This window comes from Methylorubrum sp. SL192 (assembly GCF_026672325.1).
GTDB classification, from domain to species: domain Bacteria; phylum Pseudomonadota; class Alphaproteobacteria; order Rhizobiales; family Beijerinckiaceae; genus Methylobacterium; species Methylobacterium extorquens.
The window spans coordinates 593118-607316 of record NZ_JAPPQV010000003.1 but is presented as its reverse complement, the minus strand read 5'-3'; the positions used below and the strand labels follow the sequence as shown (position 1 = coordinate 607316).

General features: G+C 69.1%; 13 protein-coding genes and 1 riboswitch. Of the genes, 7 read left to right on the top strand and 6 right to left on the bottom strand.

Annotated elements, in window-relative coordinates:
• Positions 1–74: 74 nt before the first annotated feature.
• Together OVA30_RS03655 and OVA30_RS03650 are read left to right on the top strand one after the other, a co-directional pair.
• Complete coding sequence (locus tag OVA30_RS03655; RefSeq protein ID WP_268174645.1) at positions 75–977, top strand: DMT family transporter; 903 nt, start codon at positions 75–77, stop codon at positions 975–977.
• Positions 978–1132: 155 nt separating this feature from the next.
• On the top strand, positions 1133–4411 hold the full coding sequence (locus OVA30_RS03650; RefSeq protein WP_268174644.1) for a PAS domain S-box protein: 3279 nt from the start codon (positions 1133–1135) through the stop codon (positions 4409–4411).
• Between the two features lie 31 nt (positions 4412–4442).
• On the opposite strand, the gene OVA30_RS03645 is transcribed toward OVA30_RS03650, so the two are convergent.
• A complete protein-coding gene (locus OVA30_RS03645; protein ID WP_268174643.1) occupies positions 4443–6494 on the bottom strand; it encodes a methyl-accepting chemotaxis protein in 2052 nt (683 codons plus the stop codon).
• Between the two features lie 325 nt (positions 6495–6819).
• Positions 6820–7704: an alpha/beta fold hydrolase gene (locus OVA30_RS03640; protein ID WP_268174642.1), complete on the bottom strand. Its 885-nt coding sequence runs from the start codon at positions 7702–7704 to the stop codon at positions 6820–6822.
• Positions 7705–7924: 220 nt separating this feature from the next.
• On the opposite strand from OVA30_RS03640, the gene OVA30_RS03635 reads away from it, so the two are divergent.
• Positions 7925–8371, top strand: a complete 447-nt coding sequence (locus OVA30_RS03635; protein WP_003601905.1) for a hypothetical protein — start codon at positions 7925–7927, stop codon at positions 8369–8371.
• Positions 8372–8394: 23 nt separating this feature from the next.
• Here OVA30_RS03635 and OVA30_RS03630 read toward each other — a convergent pair whose 3' ends face one another.
• Positions 8395–8676 carry a hypothetical protein gene (locus OVA30_RS03630; protein ID WP_268174641.1) on the bottom strand — a complete coding sequence of 94 codons (282 nt, stop codon included), beginning with the start codon at positions 8674–8676 and terminating at the stop codon, positions 8395–8397.
• Between the two features lie 180 nt (positions 8677–8856).
• On the opposite strand from OVA30_RS03630, the gene fae reads away from it, so the two are divergent.
• On the top strand, positions 8857–9396 hold the full coding sequence (fae, locus tag OVA30_RS03625) for a formaldehyde-activating enzyme (protein WP_003601903.1): 540 nt from the start codon (positions 8857–8859) through the stop codon (positions 9394–9396).
• A gap of 114 nt (positions 9397–9510) precedes the next feature.
• On the opposite strand, the gene fumC is transcribed toward fae, so the two are convergent.
• The 3 genes from fumC to cobU all read right to left on the bottom strand — a co-directional run bounded on the left by fumC (position 9511) and on the right by cobU (position 12750).
• Complete coding sequence (gene fumC, locus OVA30_RS03620; protein ID WP_268174640.1) at positions 9511–11052, bottom strand: class II fumarate hydratase; 1542 nt, start codon at positions 11050–11052, stop codon at positions 9511–9513.
• Positions 11053–11617: 565 nt separating this feature from the next.
• Complete coding sequence (gene cobO / locus OVA30_RS03615) at positions 11618–12220, bottom strand: cob(I)yrinic acid a,c-diamide adenosyltransferase (RefSeq protein WP_003601901.1); 603 nt, start codon at positions 12218–12220, stop codon at positions 11618–11620.
• Positions 12220–12750 (bottom strand): bifunctional adenosylcobinamide kinase/adenosylcobinamide-phosphate guanylyltransferase, encoded by a 531-nt coding sequence (gene cobU, locus OVA30_RS03610; RefSeq protein WP_015822077.1) that lies wholly within the window; start codon positions 12748–12750, stop codon positions 12220–12222. The genes cobO and cobU overlap by 1 nt, the downstream gene beginning before the upstream one ends.
• Positions 12751–12831: 81 nt before the next feature.
• Here cobU and OVA30_RS03605 point away from each other — a divergent pair, with 81 nt between their 5' ends.
• The 3 genes from OVA30_RS03605 (at position 12832) to OVA30_RS03595 (ending at position 14199) form a co-directional block, all read left to right on the top strand.
• Positions 12832–13323 carry a MarR family winged helix-turn-helix transcriptional regulator gene (locus tag OVA30_RS03605; RefSeq protein ID WP_268174639.1) on the top strand — a complete coding sequence of 164 codons (492 nt, stop codon included), beginning with the start codon at positions 12832–12834 and terminating at the stop codon, positions 13321–13323.
• The gene (locus OVA30_RS03600) at positions 13310–13732 is read left to right on the top strand and encodes a DUF1772 domain-containing protein (RefSeq protein WP_015822075.1); all 423 of its coding nucleotides are present in this window, start codon (positions 13310–13312) and stop codon (positions 13730–13732) included. Before OVA30_RS03605 ends, OVA30_RS03600 begins: the two co-directional genes overlap by 14 nt.
• Before the next feature lie 44 nt (positions 13733–13776).
• Positions 13777–13975: riboswitch (cobalamin riboswitch) on the top strand.
• A gap of 41 nt (positions 13976–14016) precedes the next feature.
• On the top strand, positions 14017–14199 hold the full coding sequence (locus OVA30_RS03595; protein WP_003606625.1) for a CbtB domain-containing protein: 183 nt from the start codon (positions 14017–14019) through the stop codon (positions 14197–14199).

Below are 14199 nucleotides of genomic sequence, written 5' to 3'. Positions count from 1 at the left end.
CCGATCCGGGAAAGCATCGTGGGGCGGCATCGGCTGTTCTCTCGGCGGCCTCAGCCGGCCTCAAGGGACCGCCCGTGACCGCCTTCTTCTACGCGCTGACCGTCCTGATCTGGGGCACGACCTGGATCGCCATCAAGAACCAGCTCGGGGCCGTGCCCGTCGAGGTCTCGATCGCGTACCGTTTCGCGCTGGCCGGATCGGTGCTGTTCCTGGCTTTGGTCGCGATGCGGCGCTTCCAACCCATCGCCCTTCGCCATCAGCCCTTCGTCGCGCTTCAGGCCGTCTGCCTCTTCTCGTGCAACTTCCTGTGTTTCTACAACGCGACGATCTACGTCCCGAGCGGCATCGTCTCGGTGGTGTTCTCGGCGGCCACGATCTTCAACATGGCGAACGCCTTCCTGATCCATCGCCGCAAGCCGGAGGGCCGGGTTCTGGGCGGTGCGATGTTCGGCATTGCGGGGATCGCCTGCTTGTTTTGGGAAACGGTGACGAGCACGCAATTCGGCGCCGACACGGCCTTCGGCTTAGGTTTGGCGCTGCTCGGCACCTGGTTCTTTTCCGCCGGCAACCTCGTCTCGGCCCGCAACCAGCGCCATGGCCTGCAGGTCGCGTCGGTGAACGCCTGGGCGATGCTGTACGGGGCCGGGATCGTGTCGCTCGTCGCCCTGGCGCAGGGCATCCCTTTCGCCTTCGAAACCTCACCCGTCTATGTCGGATCTCTCCTCTATCTCGCCATCCCCGGCTCAGTGATTGGCTTCACCACCTACCTCACCGTCGTTCACCGCCTCGGACCGGAGCGGGCGGCCTCGATGACCGTGCTCTTTCCGGTCGTCGCCCTGACGATCTCGGTCTTTGCCGAAAGCTACCGGGTCACGCCGTTGGTCGGCTTGGGCCTCCTGTTCGTGCTCCTCGGCAACGGGCTTGTTCTCGGACGATGGCACCGCCCGGCTGCTCGACGTCCCATGGCGAAAGCCTGAGAAGATAGCCTTCCCAAGGCTGGTGGTCCAAGCTGTCGGGATGAACCGCATCCGTCGCCGGGCATTCGGAACCGGCCGGCCGGGCCCGATCACGTTCGAATTGGGACGCGACCCGGACTCTGGTGGCCGGGCGCGACCTGTGCAATCCCGGCCCGATGACCGACTCACTCCCGTTCCTGGCCGGCGGCGGCGAGGCCGCCCGCATGATCGCCGAGCGCGACTGGTCGGATCATCCCCTCGGGCCGCCGCAAACCTGGCCGGAATCGCTGCGCACCGCGCTCAGCCTCGTGCTGAACTCGCCCGAGAGCATGATCCTGGCCTGGGGGCCGGAGCTGCACTTCTTCTTCAACGACACCTACTTCCCGCTGCTGGGGCCCCGTCTCCCCTGGGCCATGGGCGAGCGCTTCGACCGGGTCTGGGCCGATGCCTGGGATCAGGCCAAGCCGATCATCGACGACGCCTTCGCCGGCAAGAGCCGCCGCTTCGAGGATCTGCCCTGGACGCTCGCCACCGACCGGGGCGAGGCGCAGACGTGGTGGAGCTTCTCCTACTCGCGGGTGCTCGACGGGGAGGGCCGCATCGCCGGCCTGTTCGTCTTCACCAACGAGACGACGAAGCGCATCCGCATGGAGGCGCTCCAGCGGGAGAGCGAGGCGGCCCTGCGCCGCAGCGAATCCTTCCTGGCGGCGACCCTGCAAGGGCTGCCGGTCGGCGTGATCATCGCCGACGCGGAGGGGCGGATCGTCCACGACAACGCCGCCAACCGCGAGATCTGGGGCATGCCGCCGCAGACCGTGAATTGGGAAAGCTACGGTGACTGGGTCGGCTACTGGCCGGAGACGGGCGAGCGCCTGCGCGCCGAGGAATGGGGCATGGCCCGCGCCCTGCTGCACGGCGAGACCGTGCGCGGCGAACTCGTCGAGATCGAGCGCTTCGACGGCGGCGGGCGGCGCCTGTTCCTGAACAACGCCGCACCGATCCGCGATCGCGCGGGCGCCATCGTCGGCGGCGTGGTGGCCGAACTCGACGTGACCGAGCGGATCGAGGTCGAGCGGCGGCTGCGGGAGAGCGAGGCGCTCGCCCGCGTCAACGCCGAGCGGGTCCAGCTCGCGCTCTCGGCCGGCGCGATCGTCGGCACATGGTTCTGGGATCTGCCCAGCGACCGCTTCACCGTGGACGAGGGGTTCGCCCGCGCCTTCGGCCTCGATCCGGCGCTCGGCCGCGAGGGCCTGAGCCTCGCCCAGGTGGTCGAGACGGTCCATTCCGACGACAAGGCCGGGCTGGCGAAAGCAATCGGCGAGGCCATCGCCCGCGGCGGCGCCTACGCCCACCAGTACCGGGTGCGGCGGGCGGACGGGCGCTATTACTGGATCGAGGCCAACGGCCGGGTCGATCACGCGCCCGACGGCACGCCGCTCAGCTTTCCCGGCGTGCTCATCGACGTCGAGGAGCGTCGCGCCGTCGCGGCCGAGCGCGACCGGGCCACTGCGCTCCTGCGCGAGAAGGCGGTGGAGTTCGAGACGCTGGCCGACAACATCCCGGCCCTGTGCTGGATGGCCCGGGCCGACGGCCACATCTACTGGTACAACCGGCGCTGGTACGACTACACCGGCACCGATGCCGAGAGCATGCAGGGCTGGGGCTGGAAGGCGGTGCACGATCCCGCCGCGCTGCCCGGGGTGACCGAGCGCTGGCAGCACTCCATCGCCACCGGCGAGCGCTTCGACATGACCTTCCCGCTGCGCGGCCGGGACGGCACGTTCCGCCCCTTCCTGACCCGCATCGTACCGATCCGCGACGAGACCGGCACCGTCGTGCGCTGGTTCGGCACCAACACCGACATCACCGATCTGCGTGCGGTCCAGGATGCCCTGCACCGGCTCAACGAGACCCTGGAGGAGCAGGTCGCCGCCCGCACCGCCGAGCGCGACCAGATTTGGCAGGCGTCGAGCGACCTTCTGGCCGTGGCCGATTTCGAGGGCCGCTTCGTCAGCCTCAACCCGGCCTGGAGCGCCACGCTGGGCTGGAGCGAGGCGGAGTTGAAGGCGGTCCCCTTCCTCGACTTCGTCCACCCCGAGGACCGGGAATTGACGCGCGCCGCCGCCGCCAGCCTCGCCCGCGGCGAGATGCAGCTCGGCTTCGAGAACCGCTACCGGACCCGCGACGGGGATTACCGCTGGTTCTCCTGGAACACCGTGCCGCGCCAGGGGCTCATCTACGCCTCGGTGCGCGACGTCACCGCGATCAAGGGGCAGGCCCGCGCCCTGGCCGAGGCCGAGGAAGCCCTGCGCCAGTCGCAGAAGATGGAGGCGGTGGGCCAGCTCACCGGCGGGCTGGCCCACGACTTCAACAACCTGCTCGCCGGCATCTCGGGCAGCCTGGAGCTGATGCAGACCCGCATCAGCCAGGGCCGGCTCAAGGATGTCGACCGCTACATGGGCGCCGCCCAAGGCGCGGCCAAGCGCGCCGCCGCGCTGACGCATCGCCTGCTCGCCTTCTCCCGCCGCCAGACCCTGGACCCGAGGCCCACCGACGTGAACCGGCTGGTGATGGGCATGGAGGATCTGATCCGGCGCACGGTCGGTCCCACCATCACCATCGAGGTGGTGGGGGCGGCCGGACTCTGGCCCTCCCTCGTCGATCCGCCGCAGCTCGAAAATGCGCTGCTCAACCTCTGCATCAACGCCCGCGATGCGATGCCCGAGGGCGGGCGCATCACCATCGAGACCGCCAACAAGTGGCTCGATGCCCATGCCGCGCACCAGCACGACGTTCCGCCGGGCCAGTACCTCTCGCTGTGCGTGACCGATACCGGCACCGGCATGAGCCCGGACGTGCGGGCCAAGGCGTTCGACCCGTTCTTCACGACCAAGCCGACCGGCCAGGGCACAGGCCTCGGCCTGTCGATGATCTACGGCTTCGCCAAGCAGACGGGCGGGCAGGTGCGGATCTATTCCGAACTCGGCCAGGGCACGACGGTCTGCATCTACCTGCCCCGCTTCCACGGCGAGGCGGAGGATCTCGATTCGCTCGGCCCCCTGGTCGATGCGCCGCGCGCCGAGCAGGGTGAGACGGTGCTCGTGGTCGATGACGAACCGACCGTGCGGATGCTGGTGACGGAGGTGCTGGAGGACCTCGGCTATACCGCGATCGAGGCCGCCGACAGCGCCAGCGGCCTCAAGGTGCTGCAATCGGACGTGCGCATCGACCTGCTCATCTCCGATGTCGGGCTGCCCGGCGGCATGAACGGCCGCCAGATGGCCGATGCGGGCCGTCTCTCGCGCCCCGGTCTCAAGGTGCTGTTCATCACCGGCTATGCCGAGAACGCGGCGGTGGGCAACGGCCACTTGGAGCCCGGCATGGCGGTGCTGACCAAGCCGTTCGTGGTCGAGACCCTGGGCTTGCGCATCCGCGAGATCATCGCGCGGGGGTAAGGGGGAGCGGCCGGGGCTCCCAGTCGCCCCATCAGGCCCGGATCGAACCGACGAAGTGCTGGACGGAGCTCCGAAGCTCGGTGGATTGCCCGTTCAGCGCGATGGCGTCCTGCAGCACTCGATCCGCCGCACGCCCCGTGGCGCTAGAGGCGCCGATGACGGATTCGATCTCGCCGGTGGCCAGGCGCATGCCGTGCGAGGCGGCCGAGATGTTGTGGGCGATCTCCTGGGTCGCCGTCGATTGCTCGTCGATGGCGTAGGCGATCGCGTCCGCCATGCCGGTGGCGCGCTGGATCGCCTGCGTGATGTTGCCGATGGCCTGCACCGTCTGCTCCGTGGCCACGCGGACCGAGCCGATATGCGCCGCGATCTCGTCGGTGGCCCGGGCCGACTGACCCGCCAGCGCCTTCACCTCGGCGGCGACGACGGCGAAACCCTTACCGGCGGCGCCGGCGCGGGCGGCCTCGATCGTGGCGTTGAGCGCCAGCAGGTTCGTCTGCTCCGCCACACCGCGGATGAGGCCGAGCACTTCGCTGATCCGCGCGGCGGCGGCGCCGAGATCGGCGACCTTGGCTTCCGTCGAGGCGGCTTCCTGAGCCGCCTCCGAGGCTGCCGCGGACGACCCTCGCGCCTGCTGGCGGATCTGATCGATCGAAGCGGACAGCTCCTCCGCGGCCGCGGCCACGGCCTCGATGTTCTGCGAGGCCGAGCGGGAGAGCCGTGCGGCCTCCGCCGAACGCAGGTCGGCCTCCCGGGCCGTGCCGGCCAGGTTCGTGGCCTGTGCCTCGAACGAGCCCGCCGCCGTCGCGACCTGGCCGACGATGCCCCCGACCGAACTGCCGAACTGGTCCGCGGTCCGCTCCAGGCTCTGGCGCCGCTCCACCTCGGCGGATTGCCGCAGGCCCTCGCGCTCCCCTCTCAGCCGCTCCGCCTCGGCGCCGTGCGCCTTCAGGACATCCACCGCGCGGGCGATTTCGCCGATGTCGTCGCGGCGGTCCGTTCCGAGCACCTCGACGTCCCGTGTGCCCTCCACGAGCTGCGTGATGGTCCGCGCCAGCGAGGCCAGCGGCTGCACGACGCGGCGGGTGAAGAAGACCACGATGCCGAAGGTGAACAGGATGACGAGGAGCAGGGTCGCACCTGCCACGGCGAGGCGCTGCAGCGCTGAGGCGATCGTCTCGTCGGCGGTGGCGAGGGCCGATTGCAGGGCGGCATCCCTGACGCTGAGGATCGACTGGAGCATTTTGGTGGTGTGGGGCCGCCATTCCGTGAGGGTCATCGGCGGCTCGGTCCCATCCCGGCCGGCCGCGAACATCCCCGCCACCACCTGTCCCGGATCGGCGATGAAGTTGCGCTCGACCATCGTGAGGGCATCGACCAGAGGGCCTTGCGTCTCGACCTGCATCACGCTGCGCTGCAGCCGCTGCCAAGCCTGCTCGATCCGGCCGTTCATCTCGTGGATCTGCACGGTCAGGGCCGGAGAGAAGCGCTGCTTGGCGCCCGCATACTGACTGAACCAGATCGAGCGGCTGCCGCCGATGTCGCGCAGCTCCATCGCGAGGCTGACGACCGGCACCGAGCGGGCGACCTCGGGATTCTCCCGGGTGATGTCGATCTCGATCATGCCGAGCGTCTTCGCGTTCTGGGCGACGACCGCGATGATCGCTTTCTGGAACGACTTGGCGGCCTGCTCGTCGCGCTCCTTGAGCGGCTTGGCGATCTCGCTATCCGCCGCCGCACGCGCGCCCTCGAGTTGGCGGATCGTCGGCTGCAGGGCTTGATCGAGCACGGCCCGCTTGTCGGCGGGCAGGGCCGCGACGGCGCCCGTGATCCGGCCGGCAACGGCCTCGGTCGCCTTGCGGTTCGCCTCCGCCGAGGCCCGGATCGGCGCCTGCTCGGCGCTGTCCGAGAGCAGAAGCTGGTTGTAGGAGCCGCGTTCGAGGGCGAGGCGCTCGTTAAAGCGGGCGATCTCCCCCAGGACCCCGACGAGCTGACGTGCCTCGTCGGCCTGCGACCAGCGCTGCCATTCCTGCCAAGCGATGAAAGAGCTCGAACCCGCAGTCACGAGTCCGACAGTGGCCATGCACGAAACGAAGAGATTCCGGACGCGCATCGGCCCCCCAGTTGTTTTTTCGAAATTTTCGCCACGTCGGCGCTGGGGGCGATTACGCTATGATATTTGTGAACGATCGGTTGACCGGGAATCGAACTGGGTAACGCCTGTTGTTGCACGTTTGCGTGAATTTCGGAGTCTGGGTTCACGTGTCTTTCGGGAGACGCTGACCGGCGCGGGTCAGTTCGCGGCGCGCTCGGTCGAGAACGCTACCGTCGGCGTCGGATCTTCGAAGCTTGGCTCGGCGGTGACGACTTGGACGTTGCGCTCGCGACCCAGATGCGTGCCGCCCGCCTCAAGCCTCCAGCCGCGCGAAGAACGCCGCGATCGCCGCCGCTGCCTCTTCGGGGCGTTCCCGATGCGGAAAGTGCCCGGCGCCCTCGAACGGGGCGAGATCGAGATTCGAGAAGGTCTCGCCGAGCCGGTCGGTCCAGGCGTAGGGGAAGAGCGGATCCTGCGTGCCCCAGCGGATACAGGTCGGCACGCGGATCGGCGGCAGGGCCGGCGCCTCGCCCCGCAGCATGGCGAGCCGTCCCGCCTGCCGGCTCAGGTACCAGTTGAAGCCGCCCTGCAGGTTGCCCGGGACCAGGAAGTTGTCGGTGAAGGCATCGAGCACCGCGTCGAAGGCGGATGGATTCCCGCCGGCCCAGTGGCGCAGGAAATGGCCGATATACGCGCGGCAGCTCTCGCGGCTGGCGCCGACCACCTCCGCGGCGAACGGCTTGAGGTGGAAGGACTGGTACCAGATCTCGGCCAGCATCTCCGGTTGGGCCAGCCGCGGGCCGATGCCGGGATAGGGACAATCGAAGAAGAACAGGCCGGTGAGCCGGTCCGGATGCGAGCGCCCGAGGGCTTGCCCGACAGAGGCGCCGACATCGTGCCCGACGATCCCGACACGCGCGAGGCCGAGGGCATCGAGAAGGCCGACGATGTCGGCGGCGTGGACCTCCGGACCGGCCCTGTCCGAGGGGCCGTGATCGGGCTTCTCGCTGGCGCCGAAGCCGCGCAGGTCCGGCGCGATCAGGCTGAAGCGGTCGGCGAGCCGGGCCATCACCGGCTCCCAGGTCAGCCAGAATTCCGGCCAGCCGTGCAGCAGCACCAGGGGGCTGCCGGTTCCGGCCCGGGCGACGTGCAGCTGCACGCCGTTGCCCGTCACCGTGTCGTGCTGGATCTCCACCATGCTCAGCCGTCCCTCTTCCTGTCGTGTCGCCCGCGAAGCCTTCCGCGGGCAACGCGGCGGCCCCGCCGGTCCGTTCCGCAGCGCGCCGTCACAGGCGCGTGCCGTGAGGCCTCGTCGGACCGATCCGGAACGGGGCCGGCTTGACCGGGCAAGCTGGACCGTTTCAATGCGTCCATTCCTGCCGGTCGCGGGAGAGAGATGGCACCGTATGAGGCGGCAGATGGCGACGACGGTTCGGTGGCTCGCGCTCCCGCTCGTGCTGGGCGGCAGCCTCGCCGTCTCGGGCTGCACCGGCTTCGGCTACATCTCGCAGACCTACGTCAGCCAGGTGCCGCAGGTCGTCACGATCGGCTGTAACGAGCCCTACGAGGTCTACGACAACCGCCAGCGCCGCCGGGTTCTGGTGGTCTCGAACGCCCTGCGCGAGGTGACGGGCTGCGATGTGGGCCGGGTCGGCAACGGGCGTCCGCCGGCCGAGACACGGGCCGCGCGTTTCCGCACGGCGGCGCGCACCTATCTCGACGAGACCGTGCGCGAGGATTGCAAGATCACCGGCGAGACCGTGTTCAGCGATCTGCAGACCGAATTCGCCTATGCCTGCGACGCGCCGGTGGAGCCGCGCGGCACGGCGGTGCCGCGGCTGCCCGGACGGCGCAACCAGCGCTGATCGGGGCGCGGTCAGGCCCGTCTTCAGGTTTCGTGGTCGGCTTCTTGCGGACTGACGAAGGTCCGCTCCGTCGCATCGCCCGCCGCGGCGAGCAGCGCCCGAGCGAAGGCCCGCGCCTCGGCGCGGTCGAGGCTGAGGATCGCGGTGACGGGGCGGCCGCCGAGATCGGGCAGTCCCAGTTCCAGGCGCACGCCCTCGCCCTCCGGCGTGGCGGACAAGCTCCAGCCGCGCTCACCGCTCGGTGCGTTGCCCGTTCCCTCGCCTGATCCACCGCCCATTCCAACGCCCTTGCCGGGCTCGCTCATCGAATCGATCCTTCCGGTCCTTGCCGAGCCTGACATGGAGGGTTTCTCCGCCTCAGACCAGGGGCGCGGCGCGGGCGGGCGGCTCGGTGAAGACGATTGACGCGCGCGGCCGGGGATGATGTCTGCGCGCCGACCGCCCGCCGGGCGCGACGCCACACGACAACGCAAGGGATGACCGACATGTCCGAGATCTGGTTCCGCACCGGCGAGGCGACCGTGCTCGCGGCCGAAGGGCAGTTCACCGACGCGATGCCGGAGGTGCTGATCGGCTCCACCCGCGGCCCCGTGGGCCACGGTTTCGCGAGCATGCTGGGGCAGGTCCAGGGCCATACCCGCATGTTCGTGGTGCGCGACCTCAACCAGCTCGTGCGCCCGTCCACGATCATGACCACGAAGGTCACGATCCACACCGCCGAATATGCCGAGCTGCTGGGCGGCGTGGTTCAGGCGGCCACGGCTGACGCCATCGTCGATTGCGTCATCGAGGGCATCCTGCCGAAGGACGGCCTCGACGAACTCTGCATGATCATCACGATCTGGCTCGACGAGCGCTGCGGCACGGACGAGAACCTCGACCGCAAGGATCTCTACCGCACCAATTACGAGGCGACGAAGCTCGCCATCGCCCGCGCCATGAAGGGCGAGCCGACGATCGACGAGCTGATCGCCAACCGCAAGACGGTCAAGCACTACGCGCTCGAAGACATCATCGAGTATTGATGTTTTCGCACGCGACGGGACGCGGCTTAGGCCGCGCCCCGGTCGATGGGCTTCGGTCGCTCGGCCCGATCATCCCGTGGTCTTGGGGTGATCGGACCGCCTCACGCGAAAAGACTACTTCTTGGCGACGTAGGGGGCGATCATCTTGCGCGGATCGACAATCCGGTCGTAGTCGGCCTCGGAGACGTAGCCGAGCTTGAGCGCCGCCTCCCGCAGGCTGAGATCCTCCTCGTGCGCGAGGTGGGCGATCTTCGACGCCTTGTCGTAGCCGATCGTCGGGGCCAAAGCCGTCACCAGCATGAGCGAGCGATCGACGTAGTCCTTGATCCGCTTGTGATTGGGCTTCGTGCCCTCGATGAGGTGCTTGCGGAAGTTGCGGCTGCCGTCGCTCAGCAGCCGGATCGACTGCAGGACGTCGTAGATCATCACCGGCTTGTAGACGTTCATTTCGAGCGAGCCGCTGGCGCCGCCGAACCCGGTGCTGACGTCATTGCCCATCACCTGAAGGGTGACCATCGTCAGCGCCTCGACCTGGGTCGGGTTCGTCTTGCCCGGCATGATCGAGGAGCCCGGCTCGTTCTCCGGAATGATCAGCTCGGCCAGGCCCGCGCGCGGACCGCAGGACAGCAGCCGGATGTCGTTGGCGATCTTGTAGAGCGAGCCGGCCAGCGTGCGCAGCGTGCCGGACAGGTGGACGATGGCGTCGTGCGCGCCTTGGACCACGAACTTGTTGGGCGCCGTGACGAAGGGCAGGCCGGTCAGCCGCGCGATCTCCTTCGCGCTCGCCTCGGCAAAGCCCGGCTGCGCGTTGATGCCGGTGCCGACCGCGGTGCCGCCGAGGGCTAGGCGGTACACGCCCTTCAGCGCATCGTCGAAGCGCTCCAGGTTGTCGCTCAGCATGCCCGAATAGCCCGACCATTCCTGCCCAAGCGTGATCGGGACGGCATCCTGCATATGGGTGCGCCCGATCTTGATGATGTCCTTCCACGCCTCCGCCTTCGCGGCGATGCTGTCCCGCAGCTCGGTGATGGAGGGCGCGAGCCGCTGCCGGACCGCGATCGCGGCGGCCATGTACATCGCCGTCGGGAAGGTGTCGTTCGACGACTGGGCCATGTTGACGTGGTCGTTGGGATGCACGGGATTCTTGCTCCCGAGCGGCTGACCGGCGATCTGGCTCGACCGGTTCGCGATCACCTCGTTGACGTTCATGTTGAACTGGGTGCCGCTGCCCGTCATCCAGACGTGCAGCGGAAACATCTCCGCGTGCTGTCCGGCCAGGATCTCGTCGCAGACCTGAACGATGAGCTTGTGCTGCGTCTCGCCGAGGCGGCCATCCGCGAAATTGACGTTGGCGGCGGCCTTTTTCAGGATCGCGTAGCTCGACACGAGCTCACGCGGCATCCGCTCGATCCCGATGTCGAAATTCTCGATCGATCTCTGCGTCTGGGCGCCCCACAGCTTGTCGCAGGGGATCTTCACCTCACCCATGCTGTCCTTCTCGACGCGGAAGCACTCGCCGCCATCCGTCGCAGAGCTCCCGGCGGGCTGCACGCCGGCCTTGCCGGTCTCCGCGGCCGCCACCTTCGGGATCGTCGCACCGGCCGCCAAGCCGATCGACGTGAGCAGTCCGGTCTTGAGGATGTCCCTGCGCTCCATGGAGCCGTGCCCTTTCTTGCTCTCGCGACCGACGTGCCGAGGAGGACGGGCGATCACGGCCCGTCCGGCCGCGGCCCGCACGCGATCCTCCGGCGAGGCGCACGCGATCAATGATCCATCGTCCACGGGCAGGATGAGCCCGGCCGGGCGACGGCCGGGGCTGCATGCGTGGCGCAAGGCAGGTGATCAATTGTTATGGAGGGATAGGGCTGACACTTGGTCTGCCCTGTAGGCCTCTCACCTGATGCTTCGGCGGTGAAAGGCAGATGAGTGCTGAATTTCCAGGCTTCGGTTTGATCTTGTGATAATATAATTCAATATCGTCAGGTCGGCATCGATCGTGCCGATGGGCGTGTCTCTCAGGATACGCCCGCTGCGCCATCGAGCCCGGTGCCGAAACGGTCAGGGATCCGGCATTTCGTGACGCGGGCCCACATCGGACTTGGTCAGATCGGACTTGGCGGACATCGCCGCGCGTCGTGCCCGAACTTCGGACGCCCTCATTCCGGGGGAGGGCGCTGACGACCGGAAGCGGCGTCCCGGCCCCTGGCCCTCGGGCCGGGCGTCAGAACTCGATCCCCTCCTGCGCCTTCACCCCCGCCGAAAAATGGTGCTTCACGCTGCCCATCTCGGTGACGAGGTCGGCGGCCTCGATCAGCGCCGGCTTGGCGTTGCGGCCGGTCACGACGACGTGGAGGTCGGGGCGCCGGGCGGCGAGGTCGGCGAGCACCGCGTCGAGGTCGAGATAGTCGTAGCGCAGGGCGATGTTCAGCTCGTCGAGGACGAGGAGGCGGATGCTCTCGTCCGCCATCAGCGTCTTGGCCGTGTCCCAGGCGTTATGGCAGGCGGCGATGTCGCGGGCCTTGTCCTGCGTCTCCCAGGTGAAGCCCTCGCCGAGCGCCTGCCAGACGATCTGGTCGCCGAAGCTCTTGAGCGCGCGGGCCTCACCCGTGTCCCAGGCGCCCTTGATGAACTGCACCACGCCGACCCGGTGACCCCGCCCGAGCATGCGCAGCACGAGGCCGAGGGCGGCCGTCGTCTTGCCCTTGCCGGGGCCGGTATGGACGATGAGCAGGCCCTTCTCGATCTTCTTCGAGGCGACCTCGGCGTCCTGCACCGCCTTGCGCTTGGCCATCTTTTCGCGGTGGCGCGTGTCGTCTTCGGTCATCAGGGATTCTCGCGTGAGGGTTTGACCGTCAGCGGCAGCCCGGCGACGGTGAGCACGACCCGGTCGGCCTCGCGCGCCAGCCGCTGGTGCAGCCGCCCGGCCGCATCGCGAAAACGGCGGGCGAGGGCGTTGTCCGGCACGATGCCGAGGCCGACTTCGTTGGCCACCAGCACCAGCGGACCCGGTGCGGCGGCGCAGGCCCGTGCCAGGGCCTCGGTCGCCGCGTCGAGATCGGCCTCGGCCAGCAGCAGGTTGGTGAGCCAGAGCGTGAGGCAATCGACCAGCACCGGCCCGGTCGCGGCGGCCACCGCCTCCGGCAGCGCCATCGGCACGTCGAGGGTGTGCCAGGAGTCGGAGCGCCGCGCCCGGTGCTCGTCGATGCGGACCCGCATCTCCTCGTCCCAGGCCTGCGCCGTGGCGATGTAGAGCCAGGGGGCGGGACAGGCCTCGATCAGCCGCTCGGCATAGGCGCTCTTGCCCGAGCGCGCACCGCCGAGCACCAGGGTCATCCGAGGGGCGGCCTGAAGCATCCGCACCCTTTGCCTCACGCGCCGCCAGCGCGTCAAAGCCGTTCTGTTGACAGCGTGTTGTCAAATCGGCAGCATATTGTCATGAAGCGTTCGGATCATGACGCCGCGGACGCCGCGACGGCTCTGGTGCTGGAGATCTTCCGGTCGAGCGGCGCGCTGCTGGCTGCCGGCGATCGGTTGGTGGGGGATTTCGGCCTCACCAGCGCCCGCTGGCAGGTTCTGGGCGCCGTCGCGCTCGCGGCGCAGCCGCTGCCGGTCGCCCGCATCGCCCGCGACATGGGCATGACCCGCCAGGGCGTGCAGCGGACGGTCAATGAGCTGGCGAAAGCGGGCCTCGTGAGCTTCGCGGACAATCCCCACCACCTGCGCGCCCGCCTCGTTCTCCTCACGCCCGCGGGCCGGGATGCCTACGCGGCGGCGGCGGCGCGGCAGGCGCCCTGGGCGGCCGCACTCGCCCGCGGTCTCAACCCTGCGGCGCTCGAGGCCGCCCGCGCCCTCGTGCGGACCATCGGCGAGCGGGCCGGCGAACGCCGGAGCGGCGAACAATCGGGAGACCACGATGCTGATCGGTGAACTCGCTCTCGTCGCGGCAGCGGCCTTTGCCGGCGCCGCGCTGTATGTCGGCTTCGTGGAGCATCCGGCCCGGCTCGTCCTCGACCCGGCCTCCCAATTGCAGCAATGGCGCCCGAGCTATCGCCGCGCGACCCGGATGCAGGGCGGCTTGGCGCTGGCCGCCACCGCCCTCGGCCTGCTCGCCTGGGCGCGTACCGGCGATCCGCGATGGGGGCTCGGGGCGGCGCTCGCGCTCGCCAACTGGCCCTACACTTTGCTTGCGATCATGCCGACCAACCGCGCCCTGCTCGCCGCATCAGCGACCGATCCGGTCGTGGCGCCGCTGATGCAGCGCTGGATCCGCCTGCACGCGGTCCGCAGCGGGCTCGGTCTAGCGGCGGTGGCGGCCTTCCTCTGGGCGCTGTGGTGATCGCGGCCGGTGCGGGACACGTTGTGCGTCCGTCCGCATCAGGCTATGACCGCTCCGTGACGGTGCCCCGGCAACGGGGTGAAAAGGGAATGCGGTGAGAGGTTTTCCAGAAGCCTCGATTCCGCGGCTGCCCCCGCAACTGTAAGCGGCGAGTTCCTGCCACGAGCCACCGGGTGATCCGGGAAGGCGGCAGGCACGATACCAGCCGCGAGCCAGGAGACCTGCCGTCCAGCGAAGTTTTGTTCTCGAACGCCGCCGGTGGGGCGGCCGGAGCCCGTGACCCGATGACGACTGCGACCCTTCAGACCCAGGCCGCCACCACCCGTTCGGCCGAAGGCGCCCGCGCGCTCCTCGTTGCCGCCTTCCTCGGCCTCGGTCTCGTCTTCGTGGCGGGCTTTGCTCCGGCGAGCGTCCTGCACAACGCGGCGCACGATTTCCGCCACGCGCAGAACTTCCCCTGCCACTGA